Genomic DNA, 22104 nt, shown 5'->3' with positions numbered 1-22104 from the left:
ATTGAACAATCGCCGCGTCTTCAAGGGCAAGGATCGATGACATGAATAAAAACCCCGCTGTCACTCATAGTGCCGCCAAAGAGCTGGCGATGTTCCTGTTCTGCTCGACGGTTTATCGGTTGTTTTCCGGGGCGTTGCTCGTCTCGTTGACGTGGACGATCCTCAACCAGAACGAGGGCGGATACTGGCCGCTGGCGCTAGCGATTTTCTGCTCGTTCATCCCCGCATTTATCACGCCGGCAATCATTAAACGCCTGGCGATTCGCATGAACGGCCGTCAGATGAGCAGCTGGTTTGTGTTCGGGCTGACCGCACTGGCGCTGGTTTCCGGAGTGTCACGTGACTTCACTGTTGGTTTGCTGATCACCAATCTGTTCGTATGGCTGATGATCATGTCGCTCGAGGCCAGCCTGGACATGTGGTTCACCCAACTGCAACGGGGCATGGACGAAACCAAAGTGCGACGCATCAGCGGTGCAACCACTGCCACCAGTCAGGCGGCGCTGATGATCGGTCCATTGCTGGCGGCGGGATTGATGCCGATCCTGCCCGGGATGGGCTTTTCGCTAGTGCTCAGCGGCGGGTTTTTCATGGTCGCGGCGATTTGCTTCACCCGCGCCAGCCTGCCGACGGTGGTGACCGAAACAGACCAGGTCGTCGCACCGGCCAAACTGCCGCTGACGCTGTTTATTCCGATGGTCCTGATCTGGCCGATCCTCGGCGCATTCAACTTCATGCTGCCGGTGTATGTGTCGAACCATGGCTGGGCGCTGTTTGAGCTGGGCGTGCTGGATGCGGTATTCGGCATGGGGATGGCGCTGATCGGTGTGTTGGTGATCATCGCCAATACCGGGCGCAACCTGATGGCGTACTTGTCCGGCCTGATCGCACTGGCGGTGATTTCCACCTCGATGTGGCTGCTGATGCCAGACACGCTACTGCTCAAGGCGCTGAGCCTGTTGATTCTCGGTATGGCGTTCGGTGGCGCACGGGTGCACATCCGCGTGGCCATTGCCTGCCGCTACAGTGAAGCGGCCGTCGGTTTGTATGTCAGCCGGGCGAATGCATTGGCCACGCCGGTGCTGCTGCTGATCCTCAGCCTGCAACTGGCAATGATCGAGAATGCCTGGCTGCTGCCGTTCTTGTTGGTGACCTTGAGCGTCGGGCTGCTATTGCAAACCTCGGCGACGCGCTTTGCCCAAGGCCATTCGCGCGGCGAGGTTGTCAGCGTCTGAAACCGGCGCGGCGCGCAGCCCCGGGTCAGGTGCCCCGGGGCTTCGCCCGCGCAGTAGCCTCCGCCACCAACGGATCATCCGGCCAGTAATGCTTCGGATACCGTCCCTTCAAATCCTTCTTCACCTCGGCATAGGTGCTGCGCCAGAAGTTGGCGAGATCCTGCGTCACCTGCACCGGACGTCGTGCTGGCGACAGCAGATGCAACTTGACCACCTGGCGCCCGCCAGCAATCCGTGGCGTATCCGCCAGCCCGAACAGTTCCTGTAAACGCACCGCGAGAATCGGCGGAAACTCGCTGTAGTCCAGCCGAATCGACGACCCCGACGGCACGCTCAGATGATGCGGCGCCAGCTCGTCAAGCTTCTGCGGCAGCGGCCATGGCAGCAGATTACGCACGATGCTCGACAGATCCAGATTGGCAAAATGGCTGAGTCGCGAGACCTTGCCCAGATAAGGCATCAGCCAATCTTCGAGGGTGTTGAGCAAGGTTGCATCGCTGACGTCTGGCCACTGACTGTCGTTCTGATTCGTCAGATCAAGTTGCCGCAACAGCGCCACTCGCGCCTGCCACTGACGCAGCTCCGGCGTCCACGGCAGCAGCTCCAGACCTTTGCGTCGCACCAGATTCACCAGCGCCTGACTGCGCGCATTTTCATCGAGACCGGTCAGCGGTTCACGGCTGAGAATCAGCTCGCCGACCTTGCGCTGACGCTCGGCGCGCAGCACGCCTTCGCGCTCGTCCCAGTCCAGTTGATCGACGTTGCGCACTTGTTCGGCGAGCACGGAATCGAACAGCGCCGGATCAAAATCCGCTGCCAGATAAATACGTTCTTCACGCTGGCCCTGACGGCTGCCGAGGTCAGCGATGACGATCCACGGTTCTTTCATCAGGCTGTCGGCTTCGGCGAACAGCGCCGCACGACCGTTGGCCAGACGATATTCGGCGCCACCGGCACGCCGCTGTTGCGCGACGCGATCGGGATAGGCCAGCGCCAGCAACGCACCGAGCCAGCGCGGATGATCGGGATCGCTGACCGGCTCACTCGTCTTGCCGCGCAAATATCCGCGATATTGCCGCGCCAATTGCCGGGCACGCTGCACACCGCCCTGAGCACCACGGGCGGCGCGTTCTTCGCCGGACAGCAACACCAGACGACTGTGCAAATCCGCGCCGGCGCCGCGCAAGATATCGCGCTCGCCGAGCAACGCAGCCACATCGCACGCCATGTTGGCCAACCCCAATGCCTGACCGCGCAATAACAAATGGCCAATGCGCGGATGCGCCGGTAACTCAGCCATGGCCTGACCGTGGGTCGTCAGCACCTCACCTTCCAGCGCGCCGAGCCGCTGCAACAAATCCTGCGCCTGTGCATAAGCTGCCGCTGGCGGAACGTCGAGCCACACCAGTTCGCCCGGCGTCACGCCCCAACGTCCCAGTTGCAGCGCGAGGCTGGCGAGATCCGCCGAAAGAATTTCCGCACTGCCGTAAGCCGCGAGCTGTTCGTGCTGATCCTGCGACCACAAGCGATAACAAACACCCGGTTCCAGACGCCCCGCACGGCCCGCACGCTGAGTGGCGCTGGCCTTGGAAATCCGTTGGGTATCGAGCCGGGTCATGCCGCTGCCCGGATCGAAACGCGGCACCCGCGCCAGCCCGGCATCGATCACCACACGCACGCCGTTGATGGTCAGACTGGTCTCGGCAATGTTGGTCGCCAGCACCACTTTGCGCTGGCCGACCGGGGCCGGATCGATCGCCGCGCGTTGCGCATTGAGGTCGAGTTCGCCGTGCAACGGGCAGAGCAACACATCGCTGCGCTCACCCATCGCGTCGACCAATTGTTGATGCACGCGACGGATTTCCGCCTGCCCCGGCAGAAACACCAAGACGCTGCCGGTTTCATCGTGCAGCGCTTCGAGCACGGTTTGCGTGACCCGCTGATCGATGTATTCGCCGGGCTGAAACGGTCGGCCCCAGCGCATCGTCACCGGGTACATGCGGCCTTCGCTGCGCAGGATCGGCGCGTCATCGAGCAACCCGGCCAGACGCTCGCCTTCGAGGGTGGCCGACATCAGCAGAATCTTCAGCGGCTGTTCAGCTCGAAACAGCTCGCGACCGTTCAGACTCAAGGCCAGCGCCAGATCGGCATCAAGGCTGCGCTCGTGGAATTCGTCGAAGATCAGCAGACCTACACCTTCGAGCGCCGGATCATCCTGCAAACGCCGGGTGAGAATGCCTTCGGTGACCACTTCGATGCGTGTGTTGGGGCCAACCTTGCTGTCGAGTCGAATGCGATAACCGACGGTTTCCCCGACCTTCTCGCCCAACTCGCTGGCCAGCCGTTCTGCGGCTGCACGCGCGGCGAGGCGGCGCGGTTCGAGCATCAGAATGGTCTGCCCGGCCAGCCACGCTTCATTGAGCAACGCCAACGGCACGCGGGTGGTTTTACCGGCGCCGGGCGGTGCTTCGAGCACGGCTTCATGGCGAGTCGCCAAGGCTTCACGCAGGGCGGGTAAAACTTCATCGATCGGCAAAGAATTCATGCTAGCTCCCCAGGGCGTGCCCACAGTAAATTGCGAGTCGCGTTAAAGCTGTGAGCGTGCCAGGCAAGGCGCGGGACGCAGGTAAGGGTCGTTTCCTTGCCAAGTCCCGCAACGCAGCATGGCGCGCTCACAGCTTTAGCCCGGAGGGCCGAACCCCGACAGGATTCATTAGCCTTCACGCGGTGTCGATCTGGAGAAAACAACTTCAATCCTCAACGTATTTCGGTAGGGGTGAGACGAGGCCGCAATTTACTGTGGGCACGCCCTGCCAGCGGCGAGTATAACGGCGAACTGCCGGGCGTTCGTCAGGGTCTTAATTCCAGACGACTACGCTTCGTTTTCAAATGACTCAGGAGATTTCCCCATGCGCTTACCTTTTCGCCTGATCGGCGGTGTACTGGTCGCCACCCTGCTCACGCAAATCACGGCGTGCGGTTCGATTTTCTATCCGGATCGTCGCGGTCAGATTGACGGCAAAGTCGACCCGGCGATTGCCGTGCTCGATGCCGTGGGTCTGCTGTTCTACATCATTCCCGGGCTGATCGCGTTTGCCGTCGACTTCGCCACCGGTGCGATCTATTTCGAACCAGGCCACACCGCGCAGATCGATCCGGCCAAACTCAAACAAGCCATCGGCCCGGACGGTCAGGTCGATAACCACAAGTTGCAGGCTATTCTCGAAAGCGAGTTGGGACGTGACTTCCCTCTGGATGATCCGCGCCTGATTCAACACAAGGGCAGCACGCAGCAACTGGCGATGTTCGGCCTGCAACCTGCCGCTTAAAAAGGAAACGCAATGACCTCCAGCCCCGAACACGCTCGCCTGCTAAGGCTGGCGACCCGCGCCTCGGTGGCGGTCGCCTGCACGCTGATCGTCGCCAAAGCCATTGCCTGGTGGCTGAGCGGTTCGGTGGCCATGCTCGCCGGGCTCACCGACTCGGCGCTGGATGGCATCACCTCGATGCTCAATCTGCTGGCGGTGCATTACGCACTGCGTCCGGCGGATGACGATCACCGTTATGGTCACGGCAAGGCAGAGTCGCTGGCGGGCATGGCGCAGGCGCTGTTCATCGGTGGCAGTGCGGTGTTGATCGCGTTTCAGGCGTACGAACGACTGCGCGATCCGCAGCCGCTTGGCGCGCCATGGCTGAGCATCGGCGTGATTGTGTTTTCGCTGCTGCTGACGGCGGCGCTGCTGGTGTTGCAGCATCGGGTGATCAAGCAGACTGGCTCTAATGCCGTACGCGCGGATTCGCTGCACTATCGCTCGGACATGTTGCTCAACGGCAGCATTCTGATTGCGCTGATTTTGGCTGGTTTTGGTCTTGATCAACTGGATGCGTGGTTCGGTTTGGGGATTGCTGCGTACATTCTGTGGAGCGCGATCCAGATCGCCCGGGAAAGTTTTTCGGTGTTGATGGATGAAGAGCTGCCGACGGACGTCAGTCAGCACATGCTCGAACTCGCGTGCAGCGTGCCAGGTGTGTTGGGCGCGCATGACTTGCGCACGCGAATCTCCGGCAACCATTGGTTTGTGCAGTTGCACCTGGAATTGCCGGGAGAGTTGACGCTGTCAGTGGCACACGGCATCAGCGATCAAGCCGCCGATGCCATCCACCAAGCCTACCCGCGCGCCGAAGTGCTGGTGCACGCCGATCCGATAAAAGCAGCGACAAGTCGCGAGCCGCAAGCTTCAAGCTTGTAGCTCGAAACGTGCAGCTCGCAGCTGCTTTTACTGAACCTGATAACCGCGACTGCTCAGGCAATTGCCCTGAGCTTGTCGGTACGCCTGAACCACTTCAGGCGCCGGTTGATAGGTCGCGGTGCGCGGGTCGAAACCGCTTTGCTGCACGGCGTACTGATAGCACTGATAACCATCCTGCTGCACCTGCTCTGGCGATTGGCCGTTGGCCGGATAGGCCTCGACGTCATAGCCCTGGGATTGCGGTTGTGGTTGCGGCTGTTGCTGCACCGGCGGCTCGACCACCACGTAATCCTGCGTCGCTTCCTGATAGGCGTAGTAGGAACCGGCGGCGAGAAACAGCAGCGAACCACCGATCCACACTTCTCGCGAATAGTCCGGCAAGTACTGAATGCGGATCCCGCGCGGCGGTTGCACGACGATGTAGCGCGGGCCTTGCGGGCGGTACCAGTAGCCGCCGGAATAGAAGTAATCCTGCCCGCGATACGGCACGCGATAGTCGCGATCCGGGAAGCGGTCGATCACATGCCCCGGCCGATATTGCGGGCCCGGGCCCCAACCGTTGCCATGTCCGTCGGGACGTCCCGGCCAGCGATTGTCGTTAGGCCGGTAGTCATTGGTCCGGTTGTTGGTCTGCCAATGTTGGTTGTTATTGTTGTAGCCGTTTTGCGGACGCTCGTCGCGGTAGTAACCCTGACGCGGTTCCTGAGTCTGGCGCACGGTGTCGGGCCGCGACTGGATCGGCAAACTGTTGGCCGGCATTTGCGGCGGCGGTGGTGGCTGGCGCACCGGGTTGGGGTTGTAGCCCGGCCGGTTCTGGTCATGGTTTTGCCATTGACCATTGTTATTGTGCGGCTGGCCGTTGTGTTCGAACTGGCGGCTGTTGTCGCCGCGAATGACTTCGTTGTTCTGCGGGCGCGGTTGATTCTGCGGCGGCTGATTTTGTGGACGCGGCTGGTTTTGCTGCGGATTGTTCTGCGGACGCGGCTGATTATCGCCGCCATGCCCTTGGTTATTGCCTTGATGCCCCTGCCCGTGCTGCCCGCCATTCGGGCTGCGGCTCTCTGGATCATCGGCCAGCGCTTGCACACTGACACTCACACACAACACACCAACACCGGCCAGACGCCAGATGCGCGACTTCATGCTTTTCCTCACTGAGGCCTGTAATTAAGGGCGGCCTGTAACTAAGACCGGGTCGGGAACATCCGGTTCTGCAACAGGTTATCAGTCGCGCAACTTATTTATTGAGCGCCGCAAGATGAAATCGCAGGCAAGAAAAAAGGGAGACCCGTCGGCCTCCCTTTAGAGAACTTCGTCCTGGCTCGACGCTTATGACGTCGGCTCACCTCACGCCGTCTTCTGGACAGTGTGCAGCTCGGGGGCCGGCACAACCCCGGTGGGGGTGGCGGCCGCGGCAGGCCTTATAGGGCGGGCCGCGTGGACTGTGTTACCGAGCAGTGATTCTGGTAATAAGAATAGGCCTGAGGCCGCGACAGAGGATTGCGAAGATTTCTGAAATAAACACCACTTGCGCAATTTTTAACCCTGGATAGATAATCCGCCGCAATAGTTACAACCAAGGACAGATTGATGAGCAAACTCGACCGTTACGACCTGAGCATTTTGGCGGAATTGCAGCGCGACGCCCGCATCTCCAACCAGGAGCTGGCCGAGCGCATCGGTCTGTCACCCTCGCCTTGCTCGCGCCGGGTCAAGCAACTGGAAGACGACGGCTATATCTCGCGTCAGGTCGCGTTGCTCGATCGCAAGATGCTTGGGCTGAGTTTGACTGCCTATGTGCTGATCGGCATGGATCGGCATACGCCGGAGCGCTTCGAGAATTTCGAAGCGGCGATTCGCACATTGCCGCAGGTGTTGGAGTGCAGCCTGGTGACGGGTGTGGATGCGGATTACCAGTTGAAAGTGGTGGTGCCGGATATGGATCACTATCAGAAGTTGTTGCTGGGGCACCTCACACGCATTGAAGGCGTGACCAGCGTACGCTCGAGCTTTGTGCTGAATCAGGTGCTCAACAGCACCGAACTGCCGCTGACCCACCTGCGCAACTGATACCGCCCCCTGTAGGAGCTGACGAGTGAAACGAGGCTGCGATCTTTTGATCTTTTAAAATCCAGATCAAAAGATCGCAGCCTTCGGCAGCTCCTACAGAGCGCTTTTGTGGCGAGGGGATTTATCCCCGTTCCAGTGCGCAGCACTGGCAGGATTGGTGTTGCAGACCAATGACTGCGGCACACCGACGCAGGTCAATGCCCCGCCATCCGCCCTTGGCGTATACTCGCCGCGCCCTTTTAGCCGCGCCCATGCCGGAGAACCCCAATGGATCCAGCCGTATTTGAAGAGTGGATGATGACCGGTCTGGTCAGCATCCTGATCATTTTCATGGGTTTTATCGTCTGGGATCTGGCGAAGAAGTCCAAGGCCGGGCGCTTTGGCTCGTTCATTTTGTTCTTCGTGCTGGGCCTGGGTGTGGCCGCGTTCATCATTAAAAGTGTGGTGATCGGCCTGATCGAATCCGGCGCTCTATAAGCGCGCTGGCACTTCCTTCCACTGGCCCTGATCGAGCCCTTCGATCGTCCAGTCACCAATCTTCACCCGCACCAGCCGCAACGTCGGCAACCCGACCGCCGCGGTCATGCGCCGCACTTGTCGATTGCGCCCTTCGCGAATCACCAACTCCAGCCACGACGTCGGAATGGTCGCGCGAAAGCGTACCGGCGGATTGCGTGGCCACAACTCAGGTTCATCCAGCTGCCGCGCTTCAGCGGGCAAGGTCATGCCGTCGTTCAACTCAACGCCGTCACGCAGACGCTGCAACTGTTCGGCGGTCGGCACGCCTTCGACCTGCACCCAATACGTCTTCGCCAGTTTATGTTTCGGATCAGCGATGCGCGCCTGCAACTGCCCGTCGTTGGTCAGCAACAGCAACCCCTCACTGTCGCGATCCAGACGTCCGGCCGGATAAATACCGGGCACATCAATGTAATCCTTGAGCGTCGCCCGCCCTTCGCCGTCGCTGAATTGCGTCAGCACATCGAACGGTTTGTTGAACAGGATCAGTTTCGGCTCGGCCGGTGGCGCCTTGGCAACACGGCGCGGCGAAGACGACTGAGGCTTCGCGCCAGGGCGGCGGGAAGGTGGACGCGGGGGACGAGACATAGGGAGAGCAAACATTTAGCGATCAGGGCTGACAATGCTAGTGCCCTGACCGCCAAATGACCACGACTAACCGTTAACGGAACGGCGGTTCGTCGAAGCTGCGCAGTTTGCGCGAGTGCAGCGAGTTGAGTTCAGTGCGCAGCAGATCGACCGCTTCGATGCCGATCTTCAAGTGCTGACTGACCGCGCGCTCATAGAACGCGTTGGCCGAACCCGGCAGCTTGATTTCACTGTGCAGCGGTTTGTCCGATACGCACAGCAACGTGCCGTACGGTACGCGCAAGCGATAACCCTGCGCGGCAATCGTGCCGCTTTCCATGTCCACCGCGACCGCGCGGGACAGGTTGATCAACGGTCGTTCCTGCGCCCAACGCAATTCCCAGTTACGGTCGTCGTAGGTCAGCACGGTGCCGGTGCGCAGGCGTTTTTTCAGATCATCACCCTTCTCGCCGGTGACATTCGCCGCTGCCTGTTGCAGCGCCATTTGCACTTCGGCCAGCGCCGGGATCGGGATGTTCGGCGGTACCACGCGGTCGAGAATGCCGTCGCGACGCATATAAGCGTGGGCCAGCACGTAGTCGCCAATGGTCTGCGACTGACGCAGCCCGCCGCAGTGACCGATCATCAGCCAGCAATGCGGACGCAGCACGGCCAAGTGGTCGGTGATGTTCTTGGCGTTGGACGGGCCGACGCCAATGTTCACCAGCGTGACGCCGTGGCCATCGTTGGCGATCAGGTGATAGGCCGGCATCTGGTAACGGTGCCAAACCACACCGGCGGCGATTGCCGAGGCTTCGCCGTGATCCATGCTCTTTTCGATGATCACGTTGCCGGGCAAGACCATGCGCACAAAACGCGGGTCACTGCGCAATTGCTCCAGACCATGGACGATGAACTGGTCGACGTAACGGTGATAGTTGGTCAGCAGAATCCACGGTTGCACATGACGCCAGTCGCTACCGGTGTAATGCACCAGCCGACGCAGGGAGAAATCCACGCGCGCCGCATCGAACAGCGCCAGCGGCAGTGGATCGGTGTTTTCCCAATCGTAGAGACCGTCGGCGATGCCATCGGTGGCGGCGGACAGGTCGGTACTCGGGAACACCCGCGCCAGCACGGCAGCAGTGACGCCGGAACCGGCGAGTTCATCGCCCTGCTCGACCACGTACGGATACGGAATGTTTTGCTGGCTGACGCCGACTTCCACGGTCACCGTGAAGTCGTGCATCAACGGCACCAGTTGTTCGAGCAGATATTTGCGGAACGCCGCCGGGTGGGTGACGGTGACACTGTAAGTGCCCGGCAATTGCACCTTGGCGTAAGCGCGGGTGGTCTGCGGGACTTCGCCCTGGCAATGGTAGGTCAGACGCAGTTCGGGATAACGAAACAGAGCACGCTGCGCAGCGTCGGGTTCGACGCGATCTTTCAGGTAACGCTTGAGCGCCGAGTTCAGCGCAGTGGTGGCCCGCTCATGCAGCTCGGCGAGACGATCCACGGCTTGTTCGGCGGTTTGAACAACAATAAACGCTTCGGTCACGATCAGCTTCCTGTGTTCTGACTTGCAGAGCTTCATCTTGCCTGCATCGTGGCGTCACGGGAACAGTGGCATGTTGGCAACCGCACAATATATGGGCCACCCCAATCCTTGTAGGAGCTGCCGAAGGCTGCGATCTTTTGATCTTGCTGTTTATAGGATCAAAAGATTGCAGCCTTCGGCAGCTCCTACAGGGGATTTGTGGGGGTCAGAGGGCTTGGGGGGTTGAGCGGGCGACGAGGGCTTCGATGTCGAGGCCGCGTGGCAAGGCGCCGTAGGCGCGGCCACCACCGCTCAGGCGGCTGGCAATAAAGGCATCGCTGACGGCTGAGTTTCCGGCCTCCAACAGGAGCTTGGCCTGCAAACCGAGCGCGATGTCTTCAGTCAACTGCCGCGCCCGATACTGAATGTCACTGGTGTCCTTGAATTGCGCCTGCAACTGTTGAATATGCGCGGCCAAGCGTTTGTCGCCGTGGCCATCACCGAGCTCGCTGAACAACACATCCAGCACGCCCGGTTCTTTCGACAACGCCCGCAGCACGTCGAGGCATTGCACATTCCCCGAACCTTCCCACGTAGAGTTCACCGGCGCCTCGCGGTACAAACGCGGCAGGATGCTCTCTTCAACATACCCGGCGCCGCCCATGCATTCCGCCGCTTCGTTGATCATTCCCGGCGCGCGTTTGCAGATCCAATATTTGCCCACCGCCGTTACCAGTCGTGCAAATTGCGCTTCGTGGCGATCGTCGAGATGATCCAACGCCTTGCCCATGCGCAAGCTCAGCGCCAGCGCGGCTTCGCTTTCCAGGGCCAGATCGGCCAGCACGTTTTGCATCAATGGCTGTTCGCTGAGCAATTTGCCGCCGACCTTGCGGTGCGCGCAGTGGTGGCTGGCCTGGGTCAGCGCCTGACGCATCAGCGAGCTGGAACCGACCATGCAATCGAAACGGGTCATCGCGACCATCTCGATAATGGTCGGTACGCCGCGCCCTTCTTCGCCGACCATCCATGCCAGCGCGCCACGAAACTCCACTTCGCTCGAGGCGTTGGACTGGTTGCCGAGTTTGTTTTTCAGGCGCTGAATGTAGAACTGATTGCGTGTGTCGTCCGGGCGATGGCGCGGCAGCAGGAAGCAGCTCAAACCCTTGTCGGTCTGCGCCAGCGTGAGGAATGCATCGCACATCGGCGCCGAGCAGAACCATTTGTGCCCGACCAATTCATACGCCTCGCCCGGGCCACTGGTGCCGACCGGATACGCCTTGGTGGTGTTGGCGCGCACGTCGGTGCCGCCCTGCTTCTCGGTCATGGCCATGCCGATGGTCACGCCAGCCTTGTGCGCCATGCCGACGTTGCGCGGGTCGTATTCCGTGGCGAGGACTTTCGGCAACCATTGCTCAGCCAGATTCGGTTGCAGACGCAGGGCCGGCACGCTGGCAAAAGTCATGGTCAGCGGGCAACCGCTGCCGGCCTCGGCCTGGCTGTGCAGATAACTCATCGCGGCGCGGGCGACGTGGGCGCCGTCCTGTGGATGCGTCCACGGCATCGAGTGCAAACCATGCTCGATCGCCGTGCGCATCAACTCGTGATAGGCCGGATGAAATTCCACCAGATCGATGCGATGGCCGTAACGATCGTGGCTGACAAATATGGGTTTGTTTTGGTTAGCGAGGAATCCGGCTTCCATCAGCGGCCCGCCGGCCAGCGCGCCGTAGGCATCGATCCGCGACTCGGCCCAACCGGCGCCGAACCTGCGCAACCACTCCTGCAACGGCAGGTCGATGCGGTACAGGTTGGTGCCGTCCAGCGACGGCGGCTGGTTGGTGACTTCGTGGGTTTCGGCGAACTGATGCAGGTTCATGACGGGCTCCTTGGCTCTCCAGAAAGCTCAGTTAAGCACCGGCTCTCTGTCGATCAAAGTGTCATAGACGCCGAATTCGCGGCGCTTTTACCCTGTCAGCAGCACAACACTCGACGCTCCAGCGCCGACTGCAAATCCTCGAATTTCACTGGTTTGTTCAGGTAATCGACCGCGACGCCCGTGGCGCAGACCTCTCGATCGGCACTCAATGCGAGCATGAACACCGGCAAACTCGCGCAGCCCGGCAGCGCGTGAATCTGGCAGCACAACGACGCGCCTTCGTGGCTGGGCAACTGACAATCGATCAGCACCGCGTCGAAGGTTTCTCGCCGCAGGCAGTCCAGCGCCGTCGCGCCGCTGTCGGCGGTGCGCACGCGGAAACCGAGCTTGAGCAGCATGCCGCGCATCACCAGTTGGTTGACGCTGTTGTCATCCACGAGCAATACCGTGCAGTCCTGCGGCGCGCGAATGCAATCGCCGGCGGGCGCAGGGTTCGGCGTGGGCTCAACCACCGGCAATTCAAACTCGACATCCAACTGGAAGCGGCTGCCGCTGCCCGGCTCGGAACGGTGCGTGAGTTTGCCGCCGAGCAGTTCCACCAATTGTCGGCAGATCGCCAGACCGACGCCGAGGCCACCGTATTCGCGAGTCATCGAACCGTCGAGCTGGAAGAAGCGCTGGTACATCGTCGCCTCGCCCAGATCGGTGAAACCGATGCCGGTGTCGATCACCGCAAACGACAGCGCCAGACGATTGCCCGTCGACGGTTTGCCGGTGACCCGCAACGCCAGCCCGCCAACGCGGGTGAACTTGATCGCGTTATCCAGCAGGCATTCGAGGCATTGCGCAAGTTTGGCGCTGTCGCCGTGCAGACGATCCGGCAGGGTTGGCAGCACGTCGACCTTGAAGTCCAGCGACTTGCTCGCCGCGTTGCCGTCGAACTGCGCGCGCAACGATTCGACCACGCCACGCAAACTGAAACTGCCCGGCGAGGCCTTGAGCTTGCCGGCCTGCAATTCGGTGAGGGTGAGGATGCCGTTGACCATGCGCATCATGTCCCGCGCGGAACCGGCGGCGGTTTGCTGATATTGCTCCAGCTCCGAATCCATCTCGACGGTCTGCATCAATTCCAGCGAACCGATCACCCCGTTCATCGGTGTGCGCAGTTCGTGGGTCAGGGTCGCCAGAAATTCATCTTTGAGCTTGTTGCTGTGGGCCAGTTGCTGGTTGAGCACTTCGAGTTTCTGCCCGGCGTCGTACAGGGTCTGCGCCTGCTGCTCACGCATCGCGTTGATGCGGTCGGCCAGCGCCAGCGACAGCAGCGCCACTTCGATGGCCGAACCGATCTGGCTGGCGTACATGGTCAGGAACACGTTTGGCAGCAGGCCGAGCACCATCAGCGTGTTGACGATGCCGCCCAAAAGAAACGCCGACCAGGCAATGATGAAATACCGCGCCACGCGCAAACCGCGCCACCAGGCCAGAATCCCCGCGGCAAAAATCACCACGGTGAAGGTCAGCGCCAGCGTCGTCGCCAGGCGCAGGGCCAGGGCGTAACTGGTCATCAAGGACAGTCCGATGACCAGCGCACCGAACGCGATCAGGCCGATCAAGACGCGATCGAGTCCACGGCTATGGGTTTTGGTCTGCAGGAAACTGCGCGCGAACTGGCTGCCGAACAGGCCGGCGCATCCGATGAAGAACGGTGTCGCGGCGTTGGCCCACCACGGATTGTTCGGCCAGAAGTACTCGACCGCCGCGCCATTGACCGACAGTTGATAGAGGCCAAACGAGGCAATGTAGAAGATGTAATAGAGGTAGCTGGTGTCGCGCACGCTGAGGTAGATGAACAGGTTGTAAACCACCATCCCCAGCAGCACGCCATAAATGATGCCGAGCACATACAGGCGCACGGGTTGATCTTCGAGGTACGCGGTGCTCGACCACAACGTCACCGGCGCCTGGATCGAGCCTTGGCTGGCCAGTCGCAGGTACACGGTTTGTTGTTGGTCGGGTTCGAAGGCGAGATCGAACAGGTAGTTGTTCTGACGGATTTCGCGGCTGGCAAACGGCAAGGCGTCGCCAGTCTGACGGATCAGCTGATAGTCGCCACTGGCGTCGGGCAAGTACAGATCAAGATGGTCGAGCGGTGGGTAAGCCAGCTCTAGCAACCAGGTGCGCTGGGCGGCGGGGTTGCTCGGGCGGTAATGCAGATCAATTTTCAGCCAGAACGCCGAGCGCGAATAACCGGCATTGAGCGTGGCTTTGTCATGGGCTTTGAAATTGCCGGCAGCGGCCTGCGCGCGGACGTCGGCAATGCTCGCCTGACCACTTGGGTCTTCGAACACTTGCAGCGACCGGCCCAAAGGCAGGTTCTGGGTGAATTCGTCGAATTCGACGGCGCTCGCCATGAGGGGCAAGCAAAACAGCAACATCAGCAAATAGCGCATTGAAGCCCCAGCGTGGCTCGTCCGGTTATGTCAGGAAGCCCCCCCATTCCTTGAGTAGACGTAAAACCGGTATTACCTGTTATTGGTTTGGATCCAGACTAGCATAGCCGCTGCTGGCCATTGAGCACCATCGAAATTTTTCCTACAAAGGCTCTAGAACGGGCGTTTCAGAGCAAAGCAGCGGACTAGAGCTGTTGGGTTGGTCAGCTCACTACAACAACCTCTTTGATAGGTGATCAATTGTGGCGAGGGGATTTATCCCCGTTGGGCTGCGAAGCGGCCCCAAACCCTGCAATCCGGTTCTTTCTGACACACCTCGCTGATGGACTTGCGACTGCTTCGCAGCCGAACGGGGATAAATCCCCTCGCCACAAATGTGCTCTAAATAAAGACTGCAGCGTTGTCCGACAATCTGCTAGCAAACACCGTCAGGACTGAACCCGAAAATCAGCTTTGGTGGTAAGCTCGCGCACCATGAATATCTACAGCTCCCGCCCCGTTGTCCTCTGTCTCTCCGGCCACGACCCAAGTGGTGGCGCCGGCTTGCAGGCAGATATCGAAGCCCTGCTCGCGCAGGGTTGCCATGCGGCTCCGGCCGTCACCGCCCTGACCGTGCAAGACACCGTCAACGTCACTGACTTCCGCGTCCTCGACCGTGAGTGGGTACTGGCTCAAGCCAATGCCGTGCTCAACGACTCCGAAGTCGCTGCGGTCAAACTGGGCATGCTCGGTTCGCTGGAGATGGTCGACACCGTTGTCGAACTGCTCTCGGCGCACCCGCACTTGCCGGTGGTCTGCGACCCGGTGCTGCGCGCCGGCGGCGGCGGACGCCTGGGCAAGGACGAGGTCGGCTATGCGATGCGCGAGCGTCTGCTGCCGCTGTCGATCATTGCCACCCCTAACCTCCCTGAAGCGCGCATCCTCGCCGAACTGCCCGAAGGCACCGCGGACGAGTGCGCTGAAAAACTCCTGCCGTTCGTCAAAAACCTGCTGATCACTGGCGGCCATGGCGACGAAACTGAAATCCACAACCGCGTGTACAGCCGCGACGGACTGCGTGAAACCTTTATCTGCCAGCGTCTGCCGGGCAGCTATCACGGTTCCGGTTGCACATTGGCCAGCGCATTGGCCGGGCGACTGGCGCAAGGCGAACACCTCGCCAGCGCCGTGCGCAGTGCACTCGATTACACCTGGCGCACCCTGCGCGATGCCGAACAACTGGGCAAAGGCCAGTTCGTCCCGCGTCGCCTGCCGCTGGATTTCTGCTCGTAACGTCGTGAGGTCTGCCCGATGAAACTACGTGGCCTGTATGCCATTACCGACAGCGAATTGCTGGCCGGTAAGTTTCTGTCTTATGTAGAGGCGGCGCTGGAAGGCGGCGTCACCCTGCTGCAATACCGCGACAAGAGCAACGATGAGGCCCGCCGTCTGCGCGAGGCCGAAGCGTTGCGCGATCTGTGCGAGCGCTACAAAACGCAACTGATCATCAACGATGACGCCGAACTCGCCGCGCGCCTCAACGTCGGCGTGCACCTCGGCCAGACCGACGGCCCGCTGTCACCGACCCGCGCCCTGCTCGGTTCAAAAGCCATCATCGGTTCGACCTGCCACGCGCAAATTGCGCTGGCCGAACAAGCCGCCAAAGAAGGCGCGAGTTACGTCGCCTTCGGCCGCTTCTTCAATTCCAACACCAAGCCTGGCGCGCCGACCTGCAGCCTCGATCTGCTCGACGAAGCCAAACGCACGCTGCACCTGCCAATCTGCGCGATTGGCGGCATCAGCCTCGACAACGCTGCGCCGCTGGTAGCCCACGGGGTCGACCTGCTTGCCGTGGTTCACGGTTTGTTCGGTGCCGAGAGCACCGCCGAAGTGACCCGCCGCGCCCGCGCGTTCAACGAATTGTTCAAATCCTGAAGATTGAGAGCCCGATCATGTCTCGTTCCGAAACCCTGTTTGCCAACGCCCAGAAACACATTCCCGGTGGCGTGAACTCGCCAGTCCGCGCATTCAAGAGCGTGGGCGGCACCCCGCTGTTCTTCAAGCACGCTGAAGGCGCTTACGTCACTGATGAAGACGACAAGCGTTATGTCGATTACGTCGGTTCGTGGGGCCCGATGATCCTCGGCCACAGCCACCCGGACGTGCTCGACGCGGTGCGCAATCAGCTGCAACACGGCTTGTCGTACGGCGCGCCGACCGCGATGGAAACCGAGATGGCCGACCTGGTCTGCTCGCTGGTGCCATCGATGGACATGGTGCGCATGGTCAGTTCCGGCACCGAAGCGACCATGAGCGCGATCCGTCTGGCCCGTGGTTACACCGGCCGCGACAGCATCATCAAGTTCGAAGGCTGCTACCACGGCCACTCCGACAGTCTGCTGGTCAAGGCCGGTTCCGGCGCGCTGACCCAAGGCGTACCGAGCTCGGCCGGCGTGCCGGCGGCGTTCGCCAAACACACCCTGACCCTGCCGTTCAACGACATCGACGCGGTTGAAAAGATGTTGGCGGAAGTGGGCGACGAAGTGGCATGCATCATCGTTGAGCCGGTAGCCGGCAACATGAACTGCGTGCCGCCAGCGCCGGGTTTCCTCGAAGGCCTGCGTTCGCTGTGCGACAAACATGGCGTGGTGCTGATTTTCGACGAAGTGATGACCGGTTTCCGCGTTGCCCTCGGCGGTGCTCAGGCTTACTACGGCGTAAACCCTGACCTGACTACTTTCGGCAAGATCATCGGTGGCGGCATGCCGGTCGGTTGCTTCGGCGGCAAGCGTGAAATCATGGAACGCATCGCGCCGCTGGGCCCGGTGTATCAGGCCGGCACGCTGTCGGGTAACCCGCTGGCCATGGCCGCCGGTCTGACCACGCTGCGTTTGATCAGCCGTCCGGGGTTCCATGCCGAACTGACCGACTACACCACGCGCCTGCTCGACGGTCTGCAACAGCGTGCCGATGCCGCTGGCATTCCGTTCGTGACCACCCAGGCCGGCGGCATGTTCGGTCTGTACTTCAGCGGCGCCGACGACATCGTCACTTTTGAAGACGTGATGGCCAGCGACGCTGCCCTGTTCGGTCGCTTCTTCCACCTGATGCTGGAAGGTGGCGTGTACCTCGCACCGAGCGCCTTCGAAGCCGGTTTCACCTCGATCGCTCACGGCGAAGCCGAGTTGCAACTGACGCTGGACGCTGCCGAACGCGCCTTCGCCGCACTGAAATAATCGCCGTACCGCTGACGTTGGCTATGGCCAGCGTCAGCATTCACCTACATCCGCGCTGTTTTTCCGATGCTCCTGCTAAAAATCTCCCCTAAAGTGGGCGATATATTCCCCGCGCAGCAGAAAAACGAGTAAAGACTTTGTAAGGTTGGCCCTGCTTATTTCATAATGCGCGCTTATTGGATCCCTCGATGGGTCCGCGTGCCCTTCAGAGGTAAGTCGATTCCCATGAACCGCACCGGCCGCACCCTTGCCTTGGGCTGCCTGTTGCTCCTTCAGCCCCTGCTCGCGCATGCACAAGCAGGCGGCAACTCGTTGTTGATCCCGGCGATGGGTCGTTGCACCCTCAATACTCAGCCGCAAGACGTCACGCAGGCACTGGCCGCCTGCCAGAAAGCGGCGGACGAAGGGGATGCGCAAGCGCAATACGAGTTGGGTGAGTTCTACTACGACGGCAAAAATGCGCCGCGCGACCTCAATCAAGCCCTGAGCTACTTCGAAAAAGCCTCGTTGCAAGGCCACGCTCAGGCGCAATTCAAACTCGGCACGATGTTCTTCCACGGTGAAGGCGTGCAGGCCAACAACATTCAGGCGTATATCGTTTTGAAGATGGCCGCGGTCAACGGCGCTGAAGATGCGCTGGATACGGCTGACGAAGTCTCTGAAAAAATGTCCCGCGAAGACCTTGAGACTGCCACGCAGGTGCTCGGGCAAATTTTCCGTAAATACCTGATGGAACTGCAGAGCGCCGATGGGCGTACGCCTTTCTCACCTCTTCCCTGACCGCCGATAGTTCCCACGCTCTGCGTGGGAATTCATCCCGTGACGCTCCGCGTCACCGACGCAGAGCGTCGAAGGCGGCATTCCCACGCAGAGCGTGGGAACGATCAATCCAGGATCTGCTGTTACTTCTCAGGCATCGGCATTGGGAACGGCATGACATTGCCGACCGCGCCACGGGCTTCGCTGATTTTCGGGGTGCCCAGACGTTCCACTTCGTCGATGCGCACAATCGAATGCATCGGCACAAAACTGCGAACCACGCCTTCGAACTGCGCCTTGAGCTTTTCTTCGCTCGGATCGACGACCACTTGCGTGCGCTCGCCAAAGACGAACTCTTCCACTTCCAGAAAACCCCACAGATCACTTTGATAGATCTGCTTGGCGTACATTTCGAACACCTGGCCCTGGTTGAGGAAAATCACCTTATAGATTGGAGCTTCGCGTTTGGTCATGGCGGGGGGATAACATCGGGGATAAAAATGAGGGCGCAAACTATAGCATAGCCACCAGACGCACAGCGGTAGGAACCTGAGGGCTTGTTCCCTATAATGCCGGGTTCTTTGAATCACGTGACGACCCGAATCCATGGCCAAGAAGCTTTACATCGAAACCCACGGTTGCCAGATGAACGAGTACGACAGCTCGCGCATGGTCGATCTGCTGGGTGAACATCAGGCCCTGGAAGTCACCGCGCGCGCGGAAGACGCCGACGTGATTCTGCTCAACACCTGCTCGATCCGCGAGCGCGCGCAAGATCGCGTGTACTCGCAGCTCGGCCGCTGGCGCGAACTGAAACTGGCCAACCCGGACATGGTGATCGCCGTCGGCGGTTGCGTGGCCAGCCAGGAAGGCGCGGCGATCCGCGATCGCGCGCCGTACGTTGATGTGGTCTTCGGCCCACAGACCCTGCACCGCCTGCCGGAGATGATCGACGCCGCGCGCATCACCAAGCTGCCGCAGGTCGACGTCTCGTTTCCGGAAATCGAGAAATTCGACCACTTGCCCGAGCCGCGCATCGATGGCCCGAGTGCTTATGTGTCGGTGATGGAAGGCTGCAGCAAGTACTGCACGTTCTGCGTGGTGCCGTACACCCGTGGCGAAGAAGTCAGCCGGCCGTTCGATGACGTGATCGCTGAGGTCATCCACCTCGCCGAAAACGGCGTGCGCGAAGTGACGCTGCTGGGGCAGAACGTTAACGGTTATCGCGGCACGACCCATGATGGTCGTCTGGCTGATCTTGCTGAACTGATCCGCGTCGTCGCCGCGATTGATGGCATCGACCGCATTCGCTACACCACTTCGCACCCGCTGGAATTCTCCGACAGCCTGATTCAGGCCCACGCCGACGTGCCGGAACTGGTGAAGCACCTGCACTTGCCGGTGCAATCGGGCTCCGACCGGATTCTCGCGGCGATGAAGCGCAACCACACCGCGCTGGAGTACAAATCCAAGCTGCGCAAATTGCGTGCGGCGGTGCCGGGGATCTGCATCAGCTCGGACTTCATCGTCGGTTTCCCCGGCGAGACCGAGAAAGATTTCGAACAGACCATGAAGCTGATTGCCGACGTCGGTTTCGACTTTTCCTACTCGTTCGTTTACAGCCAACGCCCGGGCACTCCGGCCGCCGATCTGGCTGACGAGACGCCGGAAGAGTTGAAAAAGGAGCGCTTGAACGCGCTGCAACATCGCCTGAATCAGCAAGGTTTCGAGATCAGCCGACAAATGGTCGGCTCGACGCAACGGATTCTGGTGACCGATTATTCGAAGAAAGACCCGGGCGAGCTGCAAGGGCGCACCGAGAATAATCGTATCGTCAACTTCCGCTGCGACAATCCAACCCTGATCGGCCAGTTCGCCGACGTGCACATCGACGCGGCCCAACCGCACTCGCTGCGCGGCTCGTTGATCCAATAATCAACACAAAACCGTAGGAGCAAGGCTTGCCCGCGATGGCCGCGCCGCGATCTGTCTGACAGACCGCGCGACCGTTCATCGCGAGCAAGCTTTGCTCCTACAGGCCGGTGTTTGGTGTTGGAATATTTAAGAGCTTTCGCACCCAAGCCTCTGGCGTTATCCTTGATTTCATCTTAATTGCCCTAGGGCGGCTAAATACGACCTTGAACGCACCCATAGAACCACATCGTTTTATCCTCGAGCCCTTTGAGGCTCGCCGCTTCGCCAATCTGTGCGGGCAATTCGACGAGCATTTGCGCTTGATCGAACAGCGCCTGACGATCGAGATCCGCAACCGCGGAAACCAGTTCGAGCTGATCGGCGACCCCAAACACACCACGTCTGCGGAAAATCTGATTCGTCGCCTGTACCGGGAAACCAAAGGTTCAGAGCTGTCGCCAGATACGGTGCACCTGTTCCTGCAGGAATCGGCCGTGGTCGATCTGGACAATCACGCCCCCGCCGAAGCCTCCGTTGCCCTGCGCACCAAGAAAGGCATGATTCGCCCGCGCGGCTTGAATCAGCTGCGCTACGTGAAGGAAATCCTCGGTAACGACATCAACTTCGGCATTGGCCCGGCCGGTACCGGCAAGACCTATCTGGCCGTGGCTTGCGCGGTTGATGCACTGGAGCGTGAACAGATCCGCCGCATCTTGCTGGTGCGTCCGGCGGTTGAAGCGGGTGAAAAACTCGGCTTCCTGCCCGGCGATCTGTCGCAGAAGATCGACCCGTATCTGCGCCCGCTCTACGACGCGCTCTACGAGATGCTCGGCTTCGAATACGTCGCCAAGCTGATCGAACGCCAGGTGATCGAAGTTGCACCGCTGGCCTACATGCGCGGTCGCACGCTGAACAACAGCTTCATCATTCTCGACGAGAGCCAGAACACCACCGTTGAACAGATGAAAATGTTCCTCACGCGGATTGGCTTTGGTTCTACAGCGGTCATCACCGGTGACATCACCCAGGTCGACCTGCCGAAAGGCACCAAATCGGGTCTGCACCATGTGATCGAAGTGCTCAAAGACGTGCCAGGCATCAGCTTCACGCACTTCCAGCCGAAAGACGTCGTGCGCCATCCTTTGGTACAGCGGATTGTCGAAGCCTACGAGCGCTTCGAAAACCGTGACGAAGCACCCAAGGACACCTCGCGAAATGCTTGAGCTAGACCTGCAAATCGCGACTGAAGCGAACGCGCCGAGTGAAGCCGACTTCCGTCTGTGGTGCGAACTGGCCCTGCGCCAGCGCACCGCTAACTCGGAAATGACCATTCGTCTGGTCGACGAGGAAGAAGGCCGCGAGCTCAACCACACCTGGCGCCAAAAGGATTACGCGACCAACGTCCTGTCGTTCCCTGCTGACGTGCCCGACGAGTTTCTCGACATCCCGTTGCTCGGCGATCTGGTGATCTGCGTGGCCGTGGTCGAGCGCGAAGCCGTCGAGCAAGGCAAGGAACTAAAGGCCCACTGGGCGCATCTGGTCATTCACGGCTGCTTGCATCTGCTTGGTTACGACCATATAGATGACGACGAAGCCGAAGAAATGGAAGCACTGGAACGCGAGTTGCTTGCCGAATTGGGCTATCCCGATCCGTACGCGGACGACGAAACCGAAACATCCCCTATCGTTACAACAAAGGATTCAGAGTAATC

General features: G+C 60.5%; 19 protein-coding genes. 12 read left to right on the top strand and 7 right to left on the bottom strand.

Going from position 1 to position 22104, the window contains the following annotated elements:
• Positions 1–41: 41 nt before the first annotated feature.
• A complete protein-coding gene (locus KFS80_RS20790; protein ID WP_212545756.1) occupies positions 42–1235 on the top strand; it encodes a hypothetical protein in 1194 nt (397 codons plus the stop codon).
• A 25-nt stretch (positions 1236–1260) separates the two neighbouring features.
• Here KFS80_RS20790 and hrpB read toward each other — a convergent pair whose 3' ends face one another.
• Positions 1261–3780 carry an ATP-dependent helicase HrpB gene (gene hrpB, locus KFS80_RS20785; RefSeq protein WP_212545755.1) on the bottom strand — a complete coding sequence of 840 codons (2520 nt, stop codon included), beginning with the start codon at positions 3778–3780 and terminating at the stop codon, positions 1261–1263.
• Between the two features lie 364 nt (positions 3781–4144).
• Between hrpB and KFS80_RS20780 the strand changes: the two genes are divergently transcribed.
• Positions 4145–4564, top strand: a complete 420-nt coding sequence (locus tag KFS80_RS20780; RefSeq protein ID WP_034153788.1) for a hypothetical protein — start codon at positions 4145–4147, stop codon at positions 4562–4564.
• Between the two features lie 12 nt (positions 4565–4576).
• Positions 4577–5485 carry a cation diffusion facilitator family transporter gene (locus KFS80_RS20775; RefSeq protein WP_212545754.1) on the top strand — a complete coding sequence of 303 codons (909 nt, stop codon included), beginning with the start codon at positions 4577–4579 and terminating at the stop codon, positions 5483–5485.
• Between the two features lie 27 nt (positions 5486–5512).
• Here KFS80_RS20775 and KFS80_RS20770 read toward each other — a convergent pair whose 3' ends face one another.
• Positions 5513–6628, bottom strand: coding sequence for a DUF6515 family protein (locus KFS80_RS20770; protein WP_212545753.1), 1116 nt, complete (start codon positions 6626–6628; stop codon positions 5513–5515).
• A 447-nt stretch (positions 6629–7075) separates the two neighbouring features.
• On the opposite strand from KFS80_RS20770, the gene KFS80_RS20765 reads away from it, so the two are divergent.
• Together KFS80_RS20765 and KFS80_RS20760 are read left to right on the top strand one after the other, a co-directional pair.
• On the top strand, positions 7076–7555 hold the full coding sequence (locus KFS80_RS20765; protein WP_008081091.1) for an Lrp/AsnC family transcriptional regulator: 480 nt from the start codon (positions 7076–7078) through the stop codon (positions 7553–7555).
• Positions 7556–7822: 267 nt separating this feature from the next.
• Complete coding sequence (locus KFS80_RS20760) at positions 7823–8032, top strand: DUF2788 domain-containing protein (protein ID WP_003228500.1); 210 nt, start codon at positions 7823–7825, stop codon at positions 8030–8032.
• On the opposite strand, the gene KFS80_RS20755 is transcribed toward KFS80_RS20760, so the two are convergent.
• From KFS80_RS20755 to KFS80_RS20740, 4 genes are all read right to left on the bottom strand, one after another.
• Entirely contained in the window at positions 8027–8662 is a 636-nt protein-coding gene (locus KFS80_RS20755; RefSeq protein WP_246541957.1) for a pseudouridine synthase, read from the bottom strand. The genes KFS80_RS20760 and KFS80_RS20755 overlap by 6 nt on opposite strands.
• A 73-nt stretch (positions 8663–8735) precedes the next feature.
• Positions 8736–10235, bottom strand: a complete 1500-nt coding sequence (gene amn / locus KFS80_RS20750) for an AMP nucleosidase (protein ID WP_162130776.1) — start codon at positions 10233–10235, stop codon at positions 8736–8738.
• Positions 10236–10404: 169 nt separating this feature from the next.
• Positions 10405–12054, bottom strand: coding sequence for an acyl-CoA dehydrogenase family protein (locus tag KFS80_RS20745; RefSeq protein WP_212545752.1), 1650 nt, complete (start codon positions 12052–12054; stop codon positions 10405–10407).
• 95 nt (positions 12055–12149) lie between these two features.
• Entirely contained in the window at positions 12150–14504 is a 2355-nt protein-coding gene (locus tag KFS80_RS20740; RefSeq protein WP_212545751.1) for a hybrid sensor histidine kinase/response regulator, read from the bottom strand.
• A gap of 474 nt (positions 14505–14978) precedes the next feature.
• Between KFS80_RS20740 and KFS80_RS20735 the strand changes: the two genes are divergently transcribed.
• The 4 genes from KFS80_RS20735 to KFS80_RS20720 all read left to right on the top strand — a co-directional run bounded on the left by KFS80_RS20735 (position 14979) and on the right by KFS80_RS20720 (position 18499).
• Positions 14979–15776, top strand: coding sequence for a hydroxymethylpyrimidine/phosphomethylpyrimidine kinase (locus KFS80_RS20735; protein WP_007909650.1), 798 nt, complete (start codon positions 14979–14981; stop codon positions 15774–15776).
• Positions 15777–15794: 18 nt separating this feature from the next.
• Positions 15795–16418: a thiamine phosphate synthase gene (gene thiE / locus KFS80_RS20730; RefSeq protein WP_008081079.1), complete on the top strand. Its 624-nt coding sequence runs from the start codon at positions 15795–15797 to the stop codon at positions 16416–16418.
• Between the two features lie 17 nt (positions 16419–16435).
• Positions 16436–17719, top strand: coding sequence for a glutamate-1-semialdehyde 2,1-aminomutase (hemL, locus tag KFS80_RS20725; RefSeq protein ID WP_053124138.1), 1284 nt, complete (start codon positions 16436–16438; stop codon positions 17717–17719).
• 225 nt (positions 17720–17944) lie between these two features.
• Positions 17945–18499 (top strand): tetratricopeptide repeat protein, encoded by a 555-nt coding sequence (locus KFS80_RS20720; protein ID WP_003228518.1) that lies wholly within the window; start codon positions 17945–17947, stop codon positions 18497–18499.
• Positions 18500–18621: 122 nt separating this feature from the next.
• On the opposite strand, the gene KFS80_RS20715 is transcribed toward KFS80_RS20720, so the two are convergent.
• Positions 18622–18951: a DUF1820 family protein gene (locus KFS80_RS20715; RefSeq protein WP_003185742.1), complete on the bottom strand. Its 330-nt coding sequence runs from the start codon at positions 18949–18951 to the stop codon at positions 18622–18624.
• A 133-nt stretch (positions 18952–19084) separates the two neighbouring features.
• Between KFS80_RS20715 and miaB the strand changes: the two genes are divergently transcribed.
• The 3 genes from miaB (at position 19085) to ybeY (ending at position 22102) form a co-directional block, all read left to right on the top strand.
• Positions 19085–20413: a tRNA (N6-isopentenyl adenosine(37)-C2)-methylthiotransferase MiaB gene (miaB, locus tag KFS80_RS20710; protein ID WP_053124140.1), complete on the top strand. Its 1329-nt coding sequence runs from the start codon at positions 19085–19087 to the stop codon at positions 20411–20413.
• 203 nt (positions 20414–20616) lie between these two features.
• Positions 20617–21615 carry a PhoH family protein gene (locus tag KFS80_RS20705; RefSeq protein WP_212545750.1) on the top strand — a complete coding sequence of 333 codons (999 nt, stop codon included), beginning with the start codon at positions 20617–20619 and terminating at the stop codon, positions 21613–21615.
• Complete coding sequence (gene ybeY, locus KFS80_RS20700; protein ID WP_212545749.1) at positions 21608–22102, top strand: rRNA maturation RNase YbeY; 495 nt, start codon at positions 21608–21610, stop codon at positions 22100–22102. The genes KFS80_RS20705 and ybeY overlap by 8 nt, the downstream gene beginning before the upstream one ends.
• The last annotated feature ends 2 nt before the right edge of the window (positions 22103–22104 follow it).

The organism is Pseudomonas rustica, from assembly GCF_018336155.1.
GTDB classification, from domain to species: domain Bacteria; phylum Pseudomonadota; class Gammaproteobacteria; order Pseudomonadales; family Pseudomonadaceae; genus Aquipseudomonas; species Aquipseudomonas rustica.
The sequence above is the reverse complement of the archived record's forward strand: the minus strand, read 5'-3'. Positions and strand labels throughout refer to the sequence as shown.

What these genes read in the sequence shown, in the direction of transcription:
- KFS80_RS20790 (WP_212545756.1), top strand. Translation starts at nt 42, where the DNA reads ATGAATAAAAACCCCGCTGTCACTCATAGTGCCGCCAAAGAGCTGGCG.
- hrpB (WP_212545755.1), bottom strand. Translation starts at nt 3,780, where the DNA reads ATGAATTCTTTGCCGATCGATGAAGTTTTACCCGCCCTGCGTGAAGCC.
- KFS80_RS20780 (WP_034153788.1), top strand. Translation starts at nt 4,145, where the DNA reads ATGCGCTTACCTTTTCGCCTGATCGGCGGTGTACTGGTCGCCACCCTG.
- KFS80_RS20775 (WP_212545754.1), top strand. Translation starts at nt 4,577, where the DNA reads ATGACCTCCAGCCCCGAACACGCTCGCCTGCTAAGGCTGGCGACCCGC.
- KFS80_RS20770 (WP_212545753.1), bottom strand. Translation starts at nt 6,628, where the DNA reads ATGAAGTCGCGCATCTGGCGTCTGGCCGGTGTTGGTGTGTTGTGTGTG.
- KFS80_RS20765 (WP_008081091.1), top strand. Translation starts at nt 7,076, where the DNA reads ATGAGCAAACTCGACCGTTACGACCTGAGCATTTTGGCGGAATTGCAG.
- KFS80_RS20760 (WP_003228500.1), top strand. Translation starts at nt 7,823, where the DNA reads ATGGATCCAGCCGTATTTGAAGAGTGGATGATGACCGGTCTGGTCAGC.
- KFS80_RS20755 (WP_246541957.1), bottom strand. Translation starts at nt 8,662, where the DNA reads ATGTCTCGTCCCCCGCGTCCACCTTCCCGCCGCCCTGGCGCGAAGCCT.
- amn (WP_162130776.1), bottom strand. Translation starts at nt 10,235, where the DNA reads ATGAAGCTCTGCAAGTCAGAACACAGGAAGCTGATCGTGACCGAAGCG.
- KFS80_RS20745 (WP_212545752.1), bottom strand. Translation starts at nt 12,054, where the DNA reads ATGAACCTGCATCAGTTCGCCGAAACCCACGAAGTCACCAACCAGCCG.
- KFS80_RS20740 (WP_212545751.1), bottom strand. Translation starts at nt 14,504, where the DNA reads ATGCGCTATTTGCTGATGTTGCTGTTTTGCTTGCCCCTCATGGCGAGC.
- KFS80_RS20735 (WP_007909650.1), top strand. Translation starts at nt 14,979, where the DNA reads ATGAATATCTACAGCTCCCGCCCCGTTGTCCTCTGTCTCTCCGGCCAC.
- thiE (WP_008081079.1), top strand. Translation starts at nt 15,795, where the DNA reads ATGAAACTACGTGGCCTGTATGCCATTACCGACAGCGAATTGCTGGCC.
- hemL (WP_053124138.1), top strand. Translation starts at nt 16,436, where the DNA reads ATGTCTCGTTCCGAAACCCTGTTTGCCAACGCCCAGAAACACATTCCC.
- KFS80_RS20720 (WP_003228518.1), top strand. Translation starts at nt 17,945, where the DNA reads ATGAACCGCACCGGCCGCACCCTTGCCTTGGGCTGCCTGTTGCTCCTT.
- KFS80_RS20715 (WP_003185742.1), bottom strand. Translation starts at nt 18,951, where the DNA reads ATGACCAAACGCGAAGCTCCAATCTATAAGGTGATTTTCCTCAACCAG.
- miaB (WP_053124140.1), top strand. Translation starts at nt 19,085, where the DNA reads ATGGCCAAGAAGCTTTACATCGAAACCCACGGTTGCCAGATGAACGAG.
- ybeY (WP_212545749.1), top strand. Translation starts at nt 21,608, where the DNA reads ATGCTTGAGCTAGACCTGCAAATCGCGACTGAAGCGAACGCGCCGAGT.